The sequence below is a fragment of the Pseudomonas pohangensis genome (genome assembly GCF_900105995.1).
GTDB lineage: Bacteria > Pseudomonadota > Gammaproteobacteria > Pseudomonadales > Pseudomonadaceae > Aquipseudomonas > Aquipseudomonas pohangensis.
Genome location: NZ_LT629785.1, coordinates 2347135 through 2367032, shown reverse-complemented (window position 1 = coordinate 2367032; position 19898 = coordinate 2347135). Strand labels below are relative to the sequence as shown.

General features: G+C 59.8%; 21 protein-coding genes. 8 read left to right on the top strand and 13 right to left on the bottom strand.

Translation table 11 applies throughout. The features are described 5' to 3' along the window. Nucleotides 1-10: 10 nt before the first annotated feature. A complete protein-coding gene (gene mfd / locus BLT89_RS11125; RefSeq protein WP_090198951.1) occupies nt 11-3454 on the bottom strand; it encodes a transcription-repair coupling factor in 3444 nt (1147 codons plus the stop codon). Between the two features lie 235 nt (nt 3455-3689). Between mfd and BLT89_RS11120 the strand changes: the two genes are divergently transcribed. Then, nucleotides 3690-5138: a glyceraldehyde-3-phosphate dehydrogenase gene (locus tag BLT89_RS11120; RefSeq protein WP_090195135.1), complete on the top strand. Its 1449-nt coding sequence runs from the start codon at nt 3690-3692 to the stop codon at nt 5136-5138. A 70-nt stretch (nt 5139-5208) separates the two neighbouring features. Here BLT89_RS11120 and BLT89_RS11115 read toward each other — a convergent pair whose 3' ends face one another. The 9 genes from BLT89_RS11115 to BLT89_RS11075 form a co-directional block, all read right to left on the bottom strand. Continuing rightward, the gene (locus BLT89_RS11115; RefSeq protein ID WP_090195132.1) at nt 5209-5790 is read right to left on the bottom strand and encodes a uracil-DNA glycosylase family protein; all 582 of its coding nucleotides are present in this window, start codon (nt 5788-5790) and stop codon (nt 5209-5211) included. Next, nucleotides 5762-6187: a hypothetical protein gene (locus tag BLT89_RS11110; RefSeq protein ID WP_090195129.1), complete on the bottom strand. Its 426-nt coding sequence runs from the start codon at nt 6185-6187 to the stop codon at nt 5762-5764. Before BLT89_RS11110 ends, BLT89_RS11115 begins: the two co-directional genes overlap by 29 nt. Beyond that, nucleotides 6187-6747 carry a cysteine dioxygenase family protein gene (locus BLT89_RS11105; RefSeq protein WP_231975014.1) on the bottom strand — a complete coding sequence of 187 codons (561 nt, stop codon included), beginning with the start codon at nt 6745-6747 and terminating at the stop codon, nt 6187-6189. Before BLT89_RS11105 ends, BLT89_RS11110 begins: the two co-directional genes overlap by 1 nt. Before the next feature lie 128 nt (nt 6748-6875). Beyond that, the gene (locus BLT89_RS11100) at nt 6876-7271 is read right to left on the bottom strand and encodes an ACT domain-containing protein (protein ID WP_090195124.1); all 396 of its coding nucleotides are present in this window, start codon (nt 7269-7271) and stop codon (nt 6876-6878) included. Nucleotides 7272-7357: 86 nt separating this feature from the next. Further along, nucleotides 7358-8008 (bottom strand): SGNH/GDSL hydrolase family protein, encoded by a 651-nt coding sequence (locus BLT89_RS11095; protein WP_090195120.1) that lies wholly within the window; start codon nt 8006-8008, stop codon nt 7358-7360. A gap of 116 nt (nt 8009-8124) precedes the next feature. Then, nucleotides 8125-8415, bottom strand: a complete 291-nt coding sequence (locus tag BLT89_RS11090) for a YkgJ family cysteine cluster protein (RefSeq protein ID WP_090195115.1) — start codon at nt 8413-8415, stop codon at nt 8125-8127. A gap of 140 nt (nt 8416-8555) precedes the next feature. Then, entirely contained in the window at nt 8556-8906 is a 351-nt protein-coding gene (locus tag BLT89_RS11085) for a DMT family protein (RefSeq protein WP_090195112.1), read from the bottom strand. 56 nt (nt 8907-8962) lie between these two features. Next, nucleotides 8963-9256 carry a HigA family addiction module antitoxin gene (locus BLT89_RS11080; protein WP_090195110.1) on the bottom strand — a complete coding sequence of 98 codons (294 nt, stop codon included), beginning with the start codon at nt 9254-9256 and terminating at the stop codon, nt 8963-8965. After that, complete coding sequence (locus BLT89_RS11075; RefSeq protein ID WP_090195107.1) at nt 9256-9534, bottom strand: type II toxin-antitoxin system RelE/ParE family toxin; 279 nt, start codon at nt 9532-9534, stop codon at nt 9256-9258. Before BLT89_RS11075 ends, BLT89_RS11080 begins: the two co-directional genes overlap by 1 nt. A gap of 367 nt (nt 9535-9901) precedes the next feature. On the opposite strand from BLT89_RS11075, the gene BLT89_RS11070 reads away from it, so the two are divergent. Then, a complete protein-coding gene (locus tag BLT89_RS11070) occupies nt 9902-10879 on the top strand; it encodes an NAD-dependent epimerase/dehydratase family protein (protein WP_090195101.1) in 978 nt (325 codons plus the stop codon). Here BLT89_RS11070 and BLT89_RS11065 read toward each other — a convergent pair. Together BLT89_RS11065 and BLT89_RS11060 are read right to left on the bottom strand one after the other, a co-directional pair. Beyond that, complete coding sequence (locus BLT89_RS11065; protein WP_090195098.1) at nt 10876-11985, bottom strand: SMP-30/gluconolactonase/LRE family protein; 1110 nt, start codon at nt 11983-11985, stop codon at nt 10876-10878. The genes BLT89_RS11070 and BLT89_RS11065 overlap by 4 nt on opposite strands. Continuing rightward, a complete protein-coding gene (locus tag BLT89_RS11060; protein ID WP_090195095.1) occupies nt 11985-12359 on the bottom strand; it encodes a hypothetical protein in 375 nt (124 codons plus the stop codon). The genes BLT89_RS11065 and BLT89_RS11060 overlap by 1 nt, the downstream gene beginning before the upstream one ends. A gap of 154 nt (nt 12360-12513) precedes the next feature. Between BLT89_RS11060 and BLT89_RS11055 the strand changes: the two genes are divergently transcribed. Continuing rightward, nucleotides 12514-13896 (top strand): amino acid permease, encoded by a 1383-nt coding sequence (locus BLT89_RS11055; protein WP_090195092.1) that lies wholly within the window; start codon nt 12514-12516, stop codon nt 13894-13896. A gap of 189 nt (nt 13897-14085) precedes the next feature. Here the strand turns inward: BLT89_RS11055 and BLT89_RS11050 are convergent, their stop codons facing one another. Beyond that, nucleotides 14086-14958, bottom strand: coding sequence for a peptidylprolyl isomerase (locus BLT89_RS11050; protein ID WP_090195089.1), 873 nt, complete (start codon nt 14956-14958; stop codon nt 14086-14088). Nucleotides 14959-15283: 325 nt separating this feature from the next. Between BLT89_RS11050 and BLT89_RS11045 the strand changes: the two genes are divergently transcribed. From BLT89_RS11045 to nqrE, 5 genes are read left to right on the top strand one after another with little or no spacing between them, the layout of a single operon-like run. Next, on the top strand, nt 15284-16621 hold the full coding sequence (locus BLT89_RS11045) for a Na(+)-translocating NADH-quinone reductase subunit A (RefSeq protein ID WP_090195086.1): 1338 nt from the start codon (nt 15284-15286) through the stop codon (nt 16619-16621). Nucleotides 16622-16624: 3 nt separating this feature from the next. Continuing rightward, the gene (locus BLT89_RS11040) at nt 16625-17836 is read left to right on the top strand and encodes an NADH:ubiquinone reductase (Na(+)-transporting) subunit B (protein ID WP_090195082.1); all 1212 of its coding nucleotides are present in this window, start codon (nt 16625-16627) and stop codon (nt 17834-17836) included. Then, a complete protein-coding gene (locus BLT89_RS11035) occupies nt 17829-18617 on the top strand; it encodes a Na(+)-translocating NADH-quinone reductase subunit C (protein WP_090195080.1) in 789 nt (262 codons plus the stop codon). Before BLT89_RS11040 ends, BLT89_RS11035 begins: the two co-directional genes overlap by 8 nt. Beyond that, a complete protein-coding gene (locus BLT89_RS11030) occupies nt 18614-19288 on the top strand; it encodes an NADH:ubiquinone reductase (Na(+)-transporting) subunit D (protein ID WP_172829129.1) in 675 nt (224 codons plus the stop codon). Before BLT89_RS11035 ends, BLT89_RS11030 begins: the two co-directional genes overlap by 4 nt. Further along, nucleotides 19288-19896 carry an NADH:ubiquinone reductase (Na(+)-transporting) subunit E gene (nqrE, locus tag BLT89_RS11025; RefSeq protein ID WP_090195073.1) on the top strand — a complete coding sequence of 203 codons (609 nt, stop codon included), beginning with the start codon at nt 19288-19290 and terminating at the stop codon, nt 19894-19896. The genes BLT89_RS11030 and nqrE overlap by 1 nt, the downstream gene beginning before the upstream one ends. The last annotated feature ends 2 nt before the right edge of the window (nt 19897-19898 follow it).

The following is a 19898-nucleotide window of genomic DNA, read 5'->3' as shown; positions in this document are numbered from 1 at the left end:
GGTCATTCCTTCAGGCAGATTGGGGAGTCAGGCGCTCGAGCAGCGCCTCCAGTGTATTGAAACGTTCTTCCGGGCGCTCCATCGGCACGGAAAATTTGAACAGCGTAGCGCCTTCGAACTTGTAGCGTTTGGGTTGGCTCTGGATCAGTTTGATCAGGGTCAGCGGGTCGACACAGGTATTGGCGGCAAATTCGATGCGTCCACCCTGCGGGCCGGCGTCGATCTTGAGGATGCCGAGCTGTTCTGCCTGCAGTTTGAGCAGGGTAATGCGAATCAGGTTCTTGACCGGTTCCGGTAGCAGGCCGAAACGATCAATCATTTCCACCTGCAATTCCTTCAGTCCGTCTGCATCCGCGGCATTGGCGATGCGCTTGTAGAGGATCAGCCGTGCATGTACATCCGGCAGGTAATCATCCGGAATCAGCGCCGGCAGACGCAGGCTGATTTCCGGGCCGCCACCCAATGGCTGGTCGAGGTTGGGCTGCTCGCCCTTGCGGATGGCTTTCACCGCGCGCTCGAGCATTTCCATGTAGAGAGTAAAGCCGACGGCCTGGATCTGTCCGCTCTGGCCGTCGCCGAGCAGCTCGCCGGCGCCGCGGATCTCCAGGTCATGGGTCGCCAGCACGAAGCCGGCACCGAGATCCTGGGCATTGCTGATGGCCTCCAGGCGCTTCTGCGCATCGTCGGTCAGCTGCTTGCGTGGCGGCGTCAGCAGGTAGGCATAAGCCTGGTGGTGGCTACGGCCGACACGCCCGCGCAACTGGTGCAGCTGGGCCAGGCCGAACTTGTCGGCGCGCTCGATGATGATGGTGTTGGCGCTGGGCACGTCGATGCCGGTTTCGATAATGGTCGAGGCGATCAGCACGTTGAAGCGCTTGTGGTAGAAATCGCTCATCACCTGTTCCAGATCACGCTCGCGCATCTGCCCGTGGCCGATGCCGATACGTGCCTCGGGCACCAGTTCGGCCAGATCGGCGGCGCACTTCTCGATGGTTTTCACATCGTTGTGCAGGTAATACACCTGGCCGCCACGCAGCAATTCGCGCAGCAGGGCTTCCTTGATGGTCGGTTTGTTCTGCTCCATGACGAAGGTGCGCACCGACAGCCGGCGGGCTGGCGGGGTGGCGATGATCGACAGGTCGCGCATGCCCGACACGGCCATGTTCAGCGTGCGCGGGATCGGCGTGGCGGTCAGCGTGAGGATATCCACCTCGCTGCGCAGGGCCTTCATCTGCTCCTTCTGGCGCACGCCGAAACGGTGCTCCTCGTCGATGATGGCCAGCCCGAGGTTGGCGAATTTCACGTCATCCTGCAGCAGTTTGTGGGTGCCAATGACGATGTCGATCTTGCCTTCGGCGAGCAACTGCACGGCCTCGCTGACTTCTTTGGCCGATTTGAAGCGGCTCATCACCTCGACCTTTACCGGCCAGTCGGCAAAGCGGTCGCGGAAGCTGTTGTAGTGCTGCTGGGCGAGCAGGGTGGTCGGCACCAGCACCGCCACCTGACGGCCGCCATGCACGGCAATGAAGGCCGCACGCATGGCTACTTCGGTCTTGCCGAAGCCCACGTCACCGCAGATCAGGCGGTCCATCGGTCTGGGCGAGAGCATGTCGTCGCGTACTGCATCGATGGCAACCTGCTGGTCCGGGGTTTCCTCGAAGGGGAAACCGGCGCAGAAAGTCGCGTAGTCCACCGTCGGGTCCTGGAACGCATAACCTTCGCGGGCGGCGCGGCGGGCGTAGATGTCGAGCAATTCGGCGGCGACATCGCGTACCTGCTCGGCGGCCTTGCGCTTGGCCTTCTGCCAGGTTTCCGATCCGAGCCGGTGCAGCGGTGCCAGGGCATCGTCGCTGCCGGTGTAGCGGGCAATCAGGTGCAGGCTGGCTACCGGCACGTAGAGCTTGGCTTCCTCGGCGTATTGCAGGGCGAGGAACTCGGCGGCCTGACCGTCGAACTCCATGGTTACCAGGCCCAGATAGCGGCCTACTCCGTGGTCGATATGCACCACTGGCGAGCCTTCGCGCAGTTCGGTGAGATTCTTGATCACGTTTTCGCCGCCATCGCGCGACTTCTCGCGGCGGCGGCGTTGCATCACGCGCTGGCCGAACAGCGGGCTTTCGGCGATCAGCGCGATGTCATCGAGCAACAGGCCATCGTCCAGCGGCGCGATGGTGATGCCCAGGCGTTCCTTGCCAACCGTAAAGTCAGTCCAGCCGGCGACCTCCAGCGGCTTCAGCTTGAGCCGGGCGAGCAACTCCAGCAGCACTTCACGGCGGCCGGCGGATTCGGCGCAGAACAGGATGCGCCCGGGATAGCTTTCGATGAAGCGGCGCAAGGCAGCCAGCGGTTCGCCGGCCTTGGACTGGATGGCCAGATCGGGCAGTGGCTGCGCCGCGAAACGCTCGCGGCCGACGCCAGTTTCGATGTCTTCCTGGCTGACCACCACTCGCGGCCAGTTTTTCAGCCGGGCAAAGCAGTCTTCCACCGGCAGAAACAGGTCGGCAGGCGGCAACAGCGGGCGTTCCGGGTCCACCCGACGGTCTTCGTAGCGGTTGCGCACGTCTTTCCAGAAGTGCTCTGCCGCCTGTTCGATACCGGGCAGGGAGAACACCTGGGTGTCCTGCGGCAGGTAATCGAACAGCGTGGCGGATTCCTCGAAGAACAGTGGCAGGTAGTACTCGATGCCGGCCGGGGTGATGCCGGTGGACAGGTCCTGATAGATCGGGCAACGGCGAAAATCCACGTCAAAGCGCTCGCGGAAGCGCCCGCGGAAATCCGTTACCGACTTCTTGTCCAGCGGGAACTCGCGGGCCGGCAACAGGCGGATCGACTCGACCTTGTCGATCGAGCGCTGGGTTTCCGGGTCGAAGGTGCGCAGGGTCTCGATTTCATCGTCGAACAGATCAATGCGGTACGGTTGCTCGCTACCCATCGGGAACAGGTCGACCAGCGCGCCGCGCACGGCAAATTCGCCATGCTCATACACCGTGTCGACACAACGGTAGCCGGCAGCTTCCAGACGCATGCGCATGCCATCGACGTTGAGTTTCTGCCCGGCATCCAGCACCAGGCTGGACCCGAGCAGAAAGCTGGTCGGTGCCAGACGGTGCAGGGCAGTGGTGATAGGCACCACCAGCACGCCGTGCTGCAGTTCGGGCAGGCGGTAGAGTGCGGCAATGCGCTGGGAGATGATGTCCTGATGCGGCGAGAAAATGTCGTAGGGCAGGGTTTCCCAGTCCGGAAAGTGCAACACCGCCAGCTCCGGTGCAAAAAACCCGAGTTCTTCCTGCAGACGCTCGGCACTCTGGCTATCGGCCGTCAGCAGCAGGGTGAAGCGCGCGCTGCTGCTACTGGCCGCTTCGGCTATCGCCAGGCTGAGGGCCGCACCGGGCAGGTTGCCCCAGTGCTGTTTGCCGCTGGCGGCGGGAAGTTTCGGAAGGCGCAATACGGACACAGGCGGCAAGGCTCGCTGGGAAAGGACTGGATCTGCAATCAGGCCGGCAATTGTAACGAGGCGGGGCGGCATCAGGCGAGCGTTGAACGCCACAGCAGTCATTTATCAGGCAGTAATAACACTCTGAATACGGAAAATCCGTCGGCTGTGCGACCTTGGTAGATTGCCGGCCGGCGGCGGTGACGGCATAATGTAGCCCCTTTTTTCAACCCCTACCTGTGGAAGGAACTGTCCCGTGAATCAGAAGTCAGACCAGTGTCTTCGTGAGTGGATCGACCGCGAATCTGTTGCAGAATCGATGATTCCGATGATTGGCCAGCTCTACCGCAACAATCAGGTCGTCACCTCGATCTATGGTCGCGGCCTGATCAATCGTTCGGTTATCGGCATTCTCAAGGCGCACCGCTTTGCCCGTCATCGTCTGGTTGGCGTGACCGAGCTGGGTGTGCACGAGACTTATCCGGTACTCAAGGCCATCACCGAACTGGATCTGGGCGCCGCATCTGTCGATCTGGGCAAGCTGGCGGTCAAATTCAAGCTGGAAGGCAACGGCCGCACGATCGACCAGTTCGTCCGCGAAGAGCTGGCACCGGTGATTGGTCAGCGCAGCAGCAACGGGCACAAGGGCACCGACGTCGTGCTCTATGGCTTTGGCCGGATTGGCCGCCTGCTGGCGCGCATTCTGGTACAGAAAACCGGTGGCGGTGAAGGTTTGCGCCTGCGTGCCATCGTCGTACGCAAGGGTGCCGACAAGGATCTGGTCAAGCGCGCCAGCCTGTTGCGCCGCGACTCGGTACATGGCCCATTCGACGGCACCATCACCATCGACGAAGCCAACAACACCATCACGGCCAATGGCAACCTGATTCAGGTCATCTACTCCAACGATCCGGCGACGGTCGATTACACCCAGTACGGTATCGAGAACGCCTTGCTGGTCGACAACACCGGCAAATGGCGTGATGCCGAAGGTCTGGGCCAGCATCTGGCGCGTCCGGGCATCGACCGCGTGGTGCTGACTGCCCCGGGCAAGGGCGACATGAAAAACATCGTGCATGGCATCAACCATGGCGATATCACTGCAGATGACAAGATCATCTCCGCCGCTTCCTGCACAACCAACGCCATCGTGCCGGTGCTCAAGGCGATCAATGACCGCTTCGGCATCGTTAACGGCCACGTGGAAACCGTGCACTCGTACACCAACGACCAGAACCTGATCGACAACTTCCACAAGGGCGATCGTCGTGGCCGTTCGGCACCGCTGAACATGGTGATCACCGAGACCGGTGCTGCCACCGCTGCAGCCAAGGCGCTGCCGGTGCTGAAAGGCAAGCTGACCGGCAACGCCATTCGTGTGCCGACGCCGAACGTGTCGATGGCCATTCTCAACCTCAATCTGGAGAAGGCCACCACCCGCGAGGAGGTCAACGAGTACCTGCGGCAGATGGCCATGCACTCCGAGCTGCAGAAGCAGATCGACTACGTTTGTTCGCTGGAAGTGGTTTCCACCGACTTCGTCGGCTCGCGGCATGCCGGCGTGGTCGATGCCGAAGCCACCATCTGCAATGACAACCGCGTCGTGCTCTACGTCTGGTACGACAATGAGTTCGGCTACAGCTGCCAGGTAGTGCGGGTCATGGAAGATATGGCCGGGGTCAACCCGCCGGCTTTCCCGCGCTAAGCGCCGGGTAGGTAAACAGAACGGGAGCCAGTGGCTCCCGTTTTTATTTGGATTGCCCAGGCGTTGTCGATTAGCCGGCAAGTACCTCGGCCACCCGTTTACGCAGGGCTGGAAGCAGTTCTTCCTCGAACCAGGGATTGCGCCTGAGCCACAGGTTGTTGCGCGGGCTGGGATGCGGCAGGGGTACCGTATGTGGCCAGTGCCGGCGCCAGGCGCTGACGATGTCAGTGACTGACGTGCCCGCCCCCGGCAGGTGATACGCCTGTGCGTATTGGCCAATCACCAGTGTCAGCTCGATATTGCCCAGCTGCGCCATTAACGCGCGGCGCCAGGCTGTTGCGCATTCGGGTCGTGGTGGCAGGTCGCCGGATTTGCCCGTGCCCGGATAGCAGAAGCCCATCGGCACAATGGCAACTTTGCTGGCGTCGTAGAACTGCTCGCGGGAAATGCCCAGCCAGCTGCGCAAGCGCTCGCCGCTGGCGTCGTTGAACGGAATGCCGGTTTCATGCACCTTGCGCCCCGGCGCCTGGCCGGCAATCAGGATACGTGCCGACGCAGCCGCCTGTAGCACCGGCCGTGGGCCCAATGGCAGCTGCCCGGCGCAGAGATTGCAGGCGCGTACATCAGCCAGCAGGCTGGTCAGGCCGGGCATCGGTGATCGCCTTGTCAGCTGCTCTGTGCATGGCCCAGCCAATCAGCGGGAACTGAATCCAGAAGGAGACATAGAACAGGCTCAGATACCAGTAACGAAACACGAAAGTCAGGTCGTCACCGCCGATCAAAACGATGTAGACATAGTCGTAAATGAACAAGGGCAGGGTTAGATACAGCGCCAGAAAACATGCATTCAACAGGTGTTGCGGGTTGCTGAACTTGCCCAGGATGAAGGCACCCAGCGGGAAGTACAGCACGGTCACGAGGAGGCAGATGCCGACTTTTGCGCCGAACGGCCAGCTCTGATAGTAGTCGGGCAGGCCGATCAGCAAAAACGCCAGCCAGGTGAAGAAACTCATCAGCAACAGGTTAAAGTGTGCTTTCAGGCTGGGCATCAGCTATCCCCGGGGTTCGAGTAGCCCGAGACAAACGGCTGTATGGCACCCGTGTCAGCGGCATAGACATGCCGTTCGAGGTTGCCGATATCGGCACCATAAATATGGATGCTGACCGTCGGGAGGTCGCTCAGGGCGTTGGATACCCGGTGGATATCGCCGACGCGCGGCGAAACCAGGTCGATGTCGCCTGGAAGCAAGCGGTGTCTGCCGCTGGCGCTTAACCGGCCGCTTGCCGGATCACGCTCGAATTCCTCGCAGATCTCGGCGCCGCGCAGTACGCCGATCATGCCCCAGACGGTGTGGTCGTGAATCGGGCTGACCTGTCCCGGCCCCCAGACAAAACTGACCACGCTGAAGCGTTGTTGCGGATCGCAATGCAGCAGGTACTGCTGATAGCGCTGCGCGCTGGCCCTGGTGAACTCTGCAGGCAGCCAGTCATCCTGGCTGACCAGTTCGGACAGGAGCTGCTTGCCCTGCGAGAAAAGGCGCGGCTCGTCGCAGTCAGGCTGCTCAATCAGCTGCGTGAATGCCTGTATGAAGTCATCAAACCTGACCATGGCTGCTCCTGTAGCAAAGCATTGGCGTGAACGCTTGCGCATGGAAATTGCGCTTGCAAGAGGTGATGCTACCTGATCGATCCACTCCTGTGCGCTAGCCGCAAGTACTTGCCCCGTTGCTGCAGGCGTTAGCGGCGAAACTCATCCAGGGCTTGGATAGCGGCATTGGCCTTTTCTGCCTGAACGAAAATATGATCGTGATAATAGGCAGCGATCACATTGGCGCTGATGCCTTTCGCGGCCAGCTTGGTTGCCACTGCAGCCGTCAGGCCAACGGCATCGAGGCTTGAGTGAACCGTCAGGGTGATCGCCTTGAATACCGACTCGAACGGCAGGTTGCCGGCCAGCGCGGCGGCTTTGCTGATGACCAGTGTCAGGCCTTCGGCTTCACGAAAACAGGCCAGCGGTGCCAGTTGCTGAAAGTCGCCGTACTCACCCTGCACCGTGCAGAACACGTATTCATCCGGCAACAGCGCAGGCGAAATCGCTGCCAGCAATTTGTCCAGATCGGTTTCGCCAGTCATGAGTTTCTCCTTGTGGTTGAAGCATGGCTGCTTGCGCCGGTTCTGGATGGCTGCGGGCTTGCGCGGCAAGTAAGGCCAGGCGTTGGCTAAAGCCCGCGGGAGGAAATAATCGGCGCAGCAATTCTGGCTAATGCCTCCCCCAGCACCAGGTGCTGTTCAGCATCCAGATGCACGCCATCCACGGTGCTTGCCGTAATGACTGTATTTGCATCGAAGAAGTGACAGTCCAGAGCCAGGCTGACTTCTTCGTAAGCGACTGCCAGTCCGGCACACTTTGAATCGGCACCGGCAAACTTTGGCGCGATGGGTCCCTTTGGCTCGCCGATAACCGGTGGTGCAACAATCAAAACAGGCGGGGAGGGCATGCCCGGCTCTATCGGGGCGCCACGAATAGCGGCCACCAGCGCCGCGATGCCCTGTGCGGAGTGCCAGGCATTGTGCTGGTGCATGGATTGAAAATCGTTGGTACCAAGCATGAGTACGACCAGGGCCAGCGGGGATTGCGCTTCCACCTGCTGGGCCAGTCCTGTCAGGCCGTTTCTGCCCGGCTTGTAGGGGTCTTCCCAGACCGTCCGGCGACCATTCAGGCAGTCTTCAATGACACGAACCTTGCAGGTTGAAGCACACAGGGATGCCTCGAAGACGCCGGGCCAGCGCTGGTCGAAGGGCAAACGCTGGCGGGTTGCGGGAATAATGCCCCAGGACAGGGAGTCGGAATAAACCAGAATCTGCTGCATATGAACTCCGGGTATTCGGTGTCGCGATTATCGGCCTGATCAGGAAGCTGCTGCCTTGCAGCGCTCTGCTGATTACGCAGAGCCTTCAAGGTGCCGGGGGCCAGGCATGGTTTTATTCATTGCATTTCTTTGCGCTCGGTAATGCATTCATGCGAGCCCACTGCAAATTCCCGGCAAATCAGCGGGCGAACCGCATAGATAGTGCAACGCAAAGTCTCACGATCCAGGGCGGCGCACCAGCCGTCCGCCAGACGGTCCATGACCTCGCCGCCCCATTTATCCGTCTTGATGTATTTGGCCGGCACGCCGGTTTCCGAAATCAGCATGACTTCAAGGCGACAACAGCAGGCCTGGCATGTTGTGCAGGATATTTTTGGCGCAGATAACTCCGTGGTTTTGATCAGCATGGGGTGGTGTCTGGGTGATTAACCGGTTTGTGAAAAGGATCAGAAATAGCTTTTTATTTCCGGATGAGAACCCGCAAACACAGCGGACCATGGGCGCACAGGAAAGGGCGAAAAATCTTCAACTGTGCGCTGGCGGCTGGCTAAGCAAACTTGCTCCTGAACATAAAATAAACCGCGCCAACCAGGCAGATGCCTGCCCATAAATAATCCAGTTTAAGCGGCTCTTTCAGATACATGACAGAAAACGGGACAAACACCGTCAACGTAATGACTTCCTGGATTATTTTTAACTGGCCGACCGACAATACGCTAAAGCCAATCCGGTTGGCCGGAACCTGGAACAGGTATTCAAACAATGCAATGCCCCAGCTGACCAGAGCGGCAATAATCCATGGCTTGTTATTCAGTTCTTTAAGGTGTGCGTACCAGGCAAAGGTCATAAAGACATTGCTGCAAACCAGTAATGAAATGGATATTAAGATCGGGTGCATATTTGTCCTGAGTATGCATAACGTTCGAGCTTTGCTGTCGATCCGGCAGAGTATTGTTATGCCGCGTCTAGATTAAGTCGCTGCACACCAGCTAGCTTGAGCGTCTTTCTGGCAACCCAGAGGTCATATGCATCTTGCATTGCCAGCCAGCTTTCCGGTGAGCGTCCCACCGCTTTAGACAACCGCAGAGCCATTTCAGGACTAATGCCACTTTGCTGCTTGAGAATGCGGTTAAGGGTTGAAGCCGCCACGTTCAGGTGCTCTGCAAGCGACCGGCAACTGACGCCGAAAGGCTCCATGTAGGTTGCCAGAATAAATTCGCCTGGGTGGGGGGGATTGTGCATGGCCATTAGTGATAGTCCTCATAGGTGACGATATAAGCGTTGCCGTCGATGAACTCGAAGGTGACGCGCCAGTTGCCGTTGACCGTAATTGACCAGCTGCCTTGACGAGCGCCTTTCAACGGATGCAGGCGATAACCCGGGATGTCCATGTCTTCAATGCTCGTGGCAGTATTCAGCGCAGCAAGTTGCATACGCAGCTTGTTCGCATGAGCAGACTGAATGCCGCGCGTAGTGCCAGAGTTGAAAAACTCCTCCAGCCCCTTGTGCTTGAATGACTTGATCATGTCGCCAAGTGTAGCGTGTTGCGCAACACTGTCAATTCGTGGCCGGCCGCATCAGGTCTGAAGCAGCGGCCGTCGGCTGCTCAAAGTGCTCTCGGGCAGATGCATTCTCGATAGTCAGGTTGTTGCTGGATATTTGAATTGCGGGGGTGTTAACTTTTTCTGTTTGCAGTCGCCCCGCCAAACCTGGAGTTTCTTCGGCCGCTTTATTGATATGGCAATTGGTCGACAAAACTATGCATTACCGGACTATCAAGCGGGGTGGTGTGCAGCCCTCCTGAATGCGCCCACAGTAAACACCTGCATCAAGGGTCTGGTGCAGTGTTACCTTCGGCAGCATCTGCCCTGTTTTGGCTGAGGTATGGCACCCATGAAAATCTTTATCACCGGCGCTTCGGGTTTTGTTGGCGGGGCGGCTACCCGGCATCTGGTCGGGGTGGGGCATGAGGTCTATGCCATGTCGCGCTCGGCCAGCAGCGATGCGGTAATCAGGGCATTGGGTGGCGAACCGGTGCGTTGTGATCTGCAGTCGGTCAGCGCGGAGCATCTGCAAGGCTGCGCGGTGGTGATTCATGCTGCCGCCTTTGTCGCTGCCTGGGGCGAGGTAGATGCCTGGGAGCGCGCCAATGTCGACGGCACCCGGCAGATGCTAGAGGCGGCGCGGGCGGCTGGCGTGCAGCGGTTTATCCATATCGGCACCGAAGCGGCACTGGTCAGGGGGCAGGACCTGCAGCAGGTCGATGAAAGCTATCCGCTGGCTTTCGACAGCCCGTATCCGTACTGCTGGACCAAGGCCCGTGCGGAGCAGGCGGTGCGTGAGGCCAATGACCCTGCCGGCGGTTTTGTCACGCTGGTGTTGCGTCCGCGGTTTATCTGGGGCCCCGGCGATGCCACCTTGTTGCCGATCATTCTGCAGATGGCGAGGGCCGGCCGCTGGACCTGGATAGACAAGGGCAGGGCGCTGACCTCGACCACCTATATCGGCAATCTGGTGCAGGCCATCGAGCTGGCGCTGACGGCGGGCAAACCCGGTGAGGCGTATTTCATCCTCGATGAGGGCGAGCGCAGTCTGCGCCAGATCATCACGGCGATGGCGGCAGCGGCGGGCGTGAGCCTGGGCGACAAGTCGATTCCGGGCTGGCTGGCGGCCGCCATCGGCGCAAGCAGCGAGTGGCTGTGGCGGACCTTCGCGCTCAAGGGCGAGCCACCGCTGACCCGTCATGCTGCCATGGTGATGACGCGCGAGTGCACGCTGATCGGTGACAAGGCCCGGGCCGAGCTGGGTTATGTACCGCCATTCAGCGTCGAGCAGGGTTTGCAGCAGTTGCGTGACAGTCTGGCGGGTTAGGGATTTGCTGGTGCGGGGTACTTCAGCCGCACGATACGGTCGCCGGTGAACGATCCCAGATACAGATCGCCGCCCACCTGACGGGCTACGGTGGCCGCGCCCATGGGGGCGCCGCCATGCTCGAGGATCACTTCGCTGTGCATGCTCTGCGGATCGATACGGATGATGGAAAACGGCAGGCTGCAGGTCGCGCCCGGCTTGTCGAAACAGGCCGAGAGTTCGCTGAGCGAACCGTTGTGAGCGGCAACGAGGAGCATGCCCTGAGCGTCCCAAGCCAGATTGTCGGCGTGACTGACAGCCGCGCTGCCGAGTTTTTTGCCGCTGATGCGGTCGAGTTTGCGCACTTCGTCACCGAAATACAGATTGGCAAATACCGTCTGCTCGTCGGGGCTGATCTCGACACCGTTGACATAGGCGCCGTGGCTCTCCGCGAGCGTACGGAAGCCGCTGGCCGGCTGCCACTCGAAGACATAGCCGGTATCCATGCCGAGGATGCCCTTGAGCATGGCGCTGTTGATGCCGAACAGTTCCGGCGCCTGCTTGTCATACATGTTGCTGGCGATGAAGCCACCATTTTTCAGCAGGGCAACATCGTTGACGAAGACCCGGTCAGGCGCAACCACGCAACCGCGCCAATCCAGGCGCGGGCCCTGATCATCGCTGAGCAGTTCGAACATCTCGATGCTCTCCCGTCCGCCGTGGTTGACCACGGCCAGTTGCCAGCGCTGGTCGTCCCGTTGGCGCAAGGCAATGCCGTGGGGCGCCAGTGTCTGGACCGGGTTGCCGGGGCAGTCAGTCGCGCCCCAGTTGTCCTCTGCCGGCGCTGCCTTGCTGTCGTTCGGGAATGCCTGCGTGAGGGTTTGCGTGCGGGTATCGAAAAAGACCAGTGAACCCCGGTTCGCCTCGCGGAAGTCCCTTCCCATCTGGCTGATCAGCAGGGTCTGAGCATCGGCCAGCAGGACGATGTCTTCGGGGTTGTGGAACTGGCAGATCGGCTGCATGCCGTCTTTGGCCACGCAGTCGTCGATCGGCGTGGTGGTATCGCTACAGGCACTCAGCGTGAGCAGCAGGCTGGCGCTGGCGAGGACTTGCAGTTGACGGCTCATCAGGCGGCTCCGCTGAGTTCGATGGTGGAAAAGCCGGCTACCAGCAGCACTTCGACCAGCACGCTGACGAGAATCGCCGGACCGGCGCGGCGCGCCTGAAAATCGGCCAGCCCGAGTACGGCCAGCAGGCTGCAGACGATGATTGTGCCAAGGCTGAGTGCCGAGCGCAGTTCGGATGCGGGGGCATTGCTGGCGAGAAAGAAGATCGCCGACAGACCAAGGTAGACCGCACCGATGCGCCGCCCCAGCAGCAACGCCGCGACGTTCGGCTCGATGCGCCAGCGGCGCAGGAGCAAGCGGCCGAAGAACAGCCAGCCTGTGGCCAGAATCAGGGTGGCGCCAGCGGCGGCTAGTGCCACGTGAGCAAATAGCATGGTTTTTCCCGTGAGAGGTTGTTCCGGATACTGCTGGAAATCAGTCTATTGCAGCTGCTGGCGTATAAGATAGTCGCAGAACCGTCGGCGCGGGCAGGCTACAGGCGTCCGGGCGCAGGGATGGGCTCGCCATTACAGGACATGGGGTAAAGCCATGCAGGAACCGTTGCTTCATGAGGGTGCGCTCAAGCGCAGCCTGCAAAACCGCCATATCCAGCTGATTGCCCTCGGTGGGGCGATTGGTACCGGTTTGTTTCTCGGTTCGGCCGGTGTGCTGAAATCGGCTGGTCCGTCGATGATTCTGGGCTACGCGATTGCCGGCTGCATTGCTTTCCTGATCATGCGCCAGCTCGGTGAAATGATCGTCGAGGAGCCGGTCGCCGGTTCCTTCAGCCATTTTGCGCACAATTACTGGGGCAGGTTTGCCGGCTTTCTCTCGGGCTGGAACTACTGGGCGCTGTACCTGCTGGTGGGCATGGCAGAACTGACGGCAGTCGGCAAATACGTGCAATTCTGGTGGCCCGAGGTGCCCTCCTGGGTTACTGCGGCCAGCTTTTTCGTGTTGATCAATCTGATCAATCTGACCAGTGCGCGCTGGTTTGGCGAAACCGAATTCTGGTTTGCGCTGATCAAGGTGATTACGATTCTCGGCATGATCATCCTCGGCATGCTGTTGCTGGCGACCGGCAGCGGCGGCCCGCAGGCGGGTGTCAGCAATCTGTGGAGCCATGGCGGTTTCTTCCCCAACGGGCTGCAAGGGCTGATTATGGTGCTGGCGATCATCATGTTTTCCTTTGGCGGGCTGGAGCTGGTGGGGATCACTGCGGCCGAGGCGGAAAACCCGCGCAAGGTGATTCCGCAGGCGATCAATCAGGTGGTCTTCCGCATCCTGATTTTCTATGTCGGCGCACTCAGTGTGTTGCTCATGCTGTATCCGTGGAACCTGCTGCTGGAGTCGATCAACAGCGCCGGCGATCCTTACAGCGGCAGTCCTTTCGTGCTGGTGTTTTCCCTGCTCGGGCGGGATGTGGCAGCCAATCTGCTGAACTTCGTGGTGCTGACCGCCGCGTTATCTGTTTATAACAGCGGCGTCTACTGCAATAGCCGGATGCTTTACGGCCTGGCCGAGCAGGGCGATGCGCCGCGGGTGTTTACCACGGTCAACCGGCGTGGCGTACCGGTGCTGGCAATTGGCGTTTCGGCGCTGATGACCTTGCTCTGCGTGCTGATCAACTATCTGGCGCCGGGGCAGGCCCTGGAGGTGTTGATGTCGCTGGCTGTGGCGGCCCTGCTGATCAACTGGACGATGATCAGCCTGACCCATCTGAAGTTCCGTGTGGCCATGCGCGCCCGCGCTATCGAGCCGGGCTTCAAGGCTTTCTGGTACCCCCTGGGCAACTATCTGTGTCTGCTGTTTGTCGCCGGGATCGCCCTGATCATGCTCAATATGCCGGGAATCCGGGTGTCCATCCTGTTATTGCCGGTGTGGATTGGTCTGATCTGGCTGTGCTTCCGGCTCAAGCAGCGCAGTGCATGAAGGGCTGGGCTGGCCCGGATGTGGCTGACAGGCAGGCTGGGCTTTAGCCCACCGCACGCCGACGCCATGGTATTGGTGGGCTGCAGCCCGCCCTGCGGCCACCCTGCAATCGCTACCAATAAAAAACGCCGCAAGCACCGACCTGCTGGTCGATAGTTGCGGCGCCCTGGTTCGAAGCAGCGGTTGCTGTTACTTGGCGGCTTCCGTTGCGGCTGCCGGAGCATCAGTCATTTCGATCTTGGCCTTGGCCTTGAGTTCTTCAACCTGGGTCTTCAGCTTCTGTTGTTGCACGGATTCAGCCAGATGCGGCTTGACCTCGTCGAATGGCGGCGCCTGGATTGGGCGTGAGTCTTCCAGCTGGATGACGTGATAGCCGAACTCGGTCTTCACCGGTGCTTCGCTGATCTGGCCTTTCTGCAGCTTGGCAGCGGCGTCACCGAACTCGGGCACCATGCTGTGCAGGTCAAACCAGCCCAGATCGCCGCCATTGTTTTTGGAACCGGTATCGAGGGATTTTTCCTCGGCCAGCTTGGCGAAGTCATCCGGGTTTTTCTTCAGCTGGTCGATGATCTGCTGGGCCTGGGCTTCGCTCTCGACCAGGATGTGGCGTGCCTTGTACTCGGTGCCGGTAATGCCGGCCTTGATGCGCTCGTATTCGGCCTTGAGTTCGTCGTCACTGGGCTTCTGGTTGTCCAGGTAGTCCTGTATGTAAGCGTTGGACAGTACGGACAGCCGGATGACGTTCATCTGCTCGGTTACCGCGGGTGACTTGTCCAGACCTTTCTTGAGCGCTTCTTCGGCGATCAATGTCTGCATGATCAGCTGATTGGTGATGGCGGCCCGGGCTTCCGGGGTGTCGGTCGGGCTTTGACCGGCTTCCTGGGTAGCGATCAGATCAATGGTGGCTTTGCTGATCGGGGTGCCATTGACGGTTGCGACAATTTCGACACTTTCGACCGGGGTGGCAGCGGCCGTGGTTGCATCCTGATCGGCGTTGCAGCCGCCGAGCATCAGCAACGAGGCGGCGCCGGCCAGGAATAACGGAGACTTGAGCAGTTGCATCGGGCTTTCCTTGGGTTAGGGGGTGGGTGTGCGGAAGGCGCCAAGATTACATCAATTGTGTATTGGTGCGTGCCGGGACGCGGCAATATCAACTCGCGAAAGCCTGATTCTGTGGGGGGTTTTGCGCAGATCGCGGGTGAGTTCTTGTTTCAGATCACCTCGGGGGATGGCTAAAGTTGTAGTGTTTTATGCAGTGCTTTGGGTGATAAATCCACTCTGCGGGGTGGTGGTTGGTGATTAAAGCCTTTTATACTCAACAGGTTGTGAAATTCAGGTGAGATGTACTGGTTTGAATCCGGTCAGCCTGCCGGCATAGGGGAAACGAATGATCAGAATAAAAAACGGACTGGATTTGCCCATAACCGGGTCGCCAGTGCAGGAAGTTACTGCGGCCCGTCCGCCCCGTAGCGTTGCCCTGCTGGGTAATGACTACAACGGGCTGAAACCCACGATGGCCGTGCAAGTAGGTGACCGGGTCAAGTTGGGGCAGGTGGTGTTTTCCGACAAGCGTAATCCCGGGGTGCATTTCACCGCACCTGCTGCCGGAGTTGTCAGCGCCATCAATCGTGGTCAGCAGCGTGTGCTGCAATCACTGGTAATTGATCTTGAAGGTGATGAAGAACTCACCTTCGCGCAGTATCCGGCCGCCCAGTTGGCGAGTCTGGATGCCCAGCTGGTGCGTGACAATCTGCAGCAGTCCGGTCTCTGGACAGCCCTGCGCAGCCGTCCGTTCAGCAAGATTCCGGCGGTGGATGCCACGCCCAGTTCGATCTTCGTCACTGCTATTGATACGCACCCGCTGGCTGCCGATCCGGCATTGCTGATTGCCGGGCATGCGGAAGATTTCGCCAACGGGCTACAAGTCCTGACCCGCCTGGCCAAGGTGTTCCTGTGCAAGGCCGAGGGTGCAAGCCTGCCCGGCGAGCAGTTGCCGCAGGTGCAGGAAGCTGCTTTCAGCGGTCCGCACCCTGCCGGTCTGGCCGGGACGCATATGCATTTTCTGGATCCGGTGAGTGCCAGCAAAAGTGCCTGGAACATCGGCTATCAGGATGTCATCGCCATCGGCAAGCTGTTTGTCAGCGGCCGCCTGTGGGTTGAGCGGGTGGTGGCACTGGGCGGTCCGGTGGTCGAGAAGCCACGCCTGTTGCGCACGCGTCTGGGGGCAAACCTGGAAGAGCTGACCGCCGGTGAACTGGTCCCCGGCTACAGTCGGGTGATCTCCGGTTCGGTGCTCGGCGGGCGTACCGCACGTGGTGCCTATGCCTATCTGGGGCGCTACCACCAGCAGGTATCCTGCCTGCACGAAGGTGACGAGCGTCAGCTCCTGCATTACCTGCGCCCCGGTGTAGACAAGCACTCGGTGCTCAATATCTTCATCTCGCGCCTGTCCGGCGGCAAGAAGTTCGCGCTGGATACCAGCACCAACGGCAGCGCCCGCGCGATGGTGCCGGTTGGCGCCTACGAGCAAGTCATGCCACTGGACATTCTGCCTACGCAGTTGTTGCGTTATCTGATCGTCGGCGACACGGAGATGGCGCAGAAGCTCGGTTGCCTGGAGCTGGATGAGGAAGACCTGGCGCTGTGCACCTATGTCTGTCCCGGCAAGTATGAATACGGCCCGATCCTGCGGGATAACCTCACGCTCATCGAAAAGGAGGGCTGACTGATGGCATTACGCAAGTTCCTGGACAGCATCGAGCATAATTTCGACAAGGGCGGCCGCTTTGAAAAGTGGTATGCCCTTTATGAAGCGGTAGACACCTTTTTCTATCGTCCCGGCAGCGTGACCAAGACCACTGCGCATGTGCGCGACGGCATTGATCTCAAGCGCATCATGATCACTGTCTGGCTGTGCACCTTTCCGGCAATGTTCTTCGGTATGTGGAACGTCGGCTATCAGGCCAACATGATCTTTGCCGCAAGCCCTGATCTGCTGGCGCAACAGGAAGGCTGGCGTTTTGGCCTGATCGGCATGTTCGCCGGTTTTGATCCGCACAGCCTGTGGGATAACTTCATCCAGGGTGCTGCCTACTTTCTGCCGGTGTATCTGACCGCTTTCATCGTTGGCGGCTTCTGGGAAGTGCTGTTTGCCTCGATCCGCAAGCACGAGGTCAACGAAGGCTTCTTCGTCACCTCGGTGCTGTTCGCGCTGATTGTGCCGCCGAGTGTGCCGCTCTGGCAGGTGGCGCTGGGTATCAGCTTTGGCGTGGTGATCGGCAAGGAAGTTTTCGGCGGTACCGGCAAGAACTTCCTCAACCCGGCACTGGTCGGGCGGGCTTTCATGTTCTTTGCCTATCCGGCGCAGATGAGCGGCGATGCCGTCTGGACTTCGGTGGATGGCTTTGCCGGCGCAACCGCGCTGAGTACGGCAGCTGCTGGCGGGATTGATCAGGTCATGGCTGGCGGCCTGACCTGGTGGGATTCCTTTATCGGCATCGAGCCAGGTTCCATGGGCGAAACCAGCGTGCTGGCGATCTTTATCGGTGGTGCCGTATTGCTGCTGAGCAAGATCGCCTCATGGCGCATCGTGGCTGGCGTGATGCTCGGCATGATCGGTCTGAGCGTGCTGTTCAATGCCATCGGCTCGACGACCAACCCGATGTTTGCCATGCCCTGGTACTGGCATCTGGTGCTCGGTGGTTTTGCTTTCGGCATGATCTTCATGGCCACGGACCCGGTGTCGGCCTCCATGACCAATACCGGCAAGTGGATTTTTGGCGCATTGATCGGCGTGATGGTGGTGTTGATCCGTGTGGTCAACCCGGCGTTTCCCGAGGGCATGATGCTGGCGATCCTGTTTGCCAACCTGTGCGCTCCGCTGATCGACCATTTTGTCGTACAGGCGAACATCAAGCGGAGGCTGGCACGCAATGTCTAATCAACAGGAATCCACACTGCGCACCCTGGTGGTAGCGCTGGTTGTTTGTCTGGTCTGCTCGATCTTTGTCGCCGGTGCTGCCGTGGCTCTGAAACCGGTGCAGCTGGAAAACCGTCTGCTGGACAAGCAGCGCAGCATTCTGGCAATTGCCGGGCTGGGCGAAAGCGGCATGTCGGCCAAGCAGATCAAGGCACTCTATGATGAGCGCATCACCGCCAAGGTGGTCGATCTGAGTACGGGTCAGTACAGCGATGCGCAGGACGCCCGGATCTACGATCAACTCAAGGCGGCCAAGGATCCGAAGCTCTCTGAAGCGGTTCCGGCCGAGGCGGACATTGCTTCGATCAAGCGCCGTGAGCGATTCGCCACGGTGTATCTGGTCGAGGATCAGGGCAAGCTGGAGAAGGTGATTCTGCCGGTGCGCGGTTATGGCCTGTGGTCGACCCTGTACGGTTTCATCGCCCTGGAAGGCGATCTGAATACCGTGGTCGGTTTCGGTTTCTACCAGCACGGCGAAACGCCGGGGCTGGGTGGCGAAGTGGATAACCCGAAGTGGAAAGGTCTGTGGAAAGGCAAGACCCTGTTTGATGGCAACGGCGAGCTGGCCGTGGACATCATCAAGGGCGGTGTTGATCCGCAGAGCCCGAAAGCCGTGCATCAGGTTGATGCGCTGGCTGGCGCTACCCTGACCAGCAAGGGTGTCAACAACCTGCTGCATTTCTGGCTTGGCGAGAACGGTTTCGGCCCGTTCCTCGCAAAACTGCATAAAGGGGAGGCTTGATCATGGCACAACCCACTATCAAGGAAGTTCTGCTCAACCCGATCTTCCATAACAACCCCATCGGCCTGCAGATACTCGGTATCTGCTCGGCGCTGGCAGTAACCTCCAACCTCAAGACCGCACTGGTCATGTCGGTGGCGCTGACCCTGGTGACCGGGTTCTCCAACCTGTTCATCTCGATGATCCGCAAGCAGATCCCGAGTTCGATCCGCATGATCGTGCAAATGGTGATCATCGCCTCGCTGGTGATCGTGGTTGATCAGCTGCTCAAGGCCTTTGCCTTCAGTCTGTCCAAACAGCTGTCGGTGTTTGTCGGCCTGATCATCACCAACTGTATCGTGATGGGTCGGGCGGAAGCCTTCGCCATGGCCAACCCGCCGGTCGTATCGTTCTTCGACGGTATCGGCAACGGTCTGGGCTACAGCGCGATGCTGATTGTGCTGGGTATCGTTCGCGAACTGTTCGGCGCCGGCAAGCTGCTTGGTTACACCATTCTGCCGACCGTCAATGACGGTGGCTGGTACCAGCCCAACGGTCTGTTGCTGTTGCCGCCTTCGGCATTCTTCCTGATCGGCCTGATCATCTGGGCGTTGCGCAGCTGGAAAACCGAGCAGAAAGAGGCAGCGGACTTCAAGATGGCGCCGCATGTCAGTAACAAGGAGGCCTACTGATGGAACATTACGTCAGCCTTTTCGTGAAGGCCGTGTTCGTCGAGAACATGGCGCTGGCCTTCTTTCTTGGCATGTGTACCTTCATTGCCATTTCCAAGAAAGTCGAGACAGCCATTGGTCTGGGTATTGCCGTGGTGGTGGTGCAGACCATTACCGTGCCGGCCAACAACCTGATTTTCACCTACCTGCTCAAGGATGGCGCACTGGCCTGGGCCGGGCTGCCGGAGGTCGACCTGTCGTTCCTCGGCCTGCTCAGCTATATCGGCGTGATTGCGGCCATCGTGCAGATCCTCGAGATGCTGCTGGATAAGTACGTGCCTGCGCTGTACAACGCGCTGGGTGTGTTTTTGCCACTGATCACGGTGAACTGCGCCATCATGGGCGGCACGCTGTTCATGGTCGAGCGCGATTACAACCTCAGTGAAAGCGTGGTTTACGGCGTCGGCTCCGGTTTCTCCTGGGCGCTGGCGATTGCCCTGCTGGCCGGTATCCGCGAGAAACTGAAGTACAGCGATGTGCCCGAAGGCCTGCAGGGTCTGGGTATTACCTTCATCACTATTGGTCTGATGTCGTTGGGCTTCATGTCCTTCTCCGGCGTCCAGTTGTAAGG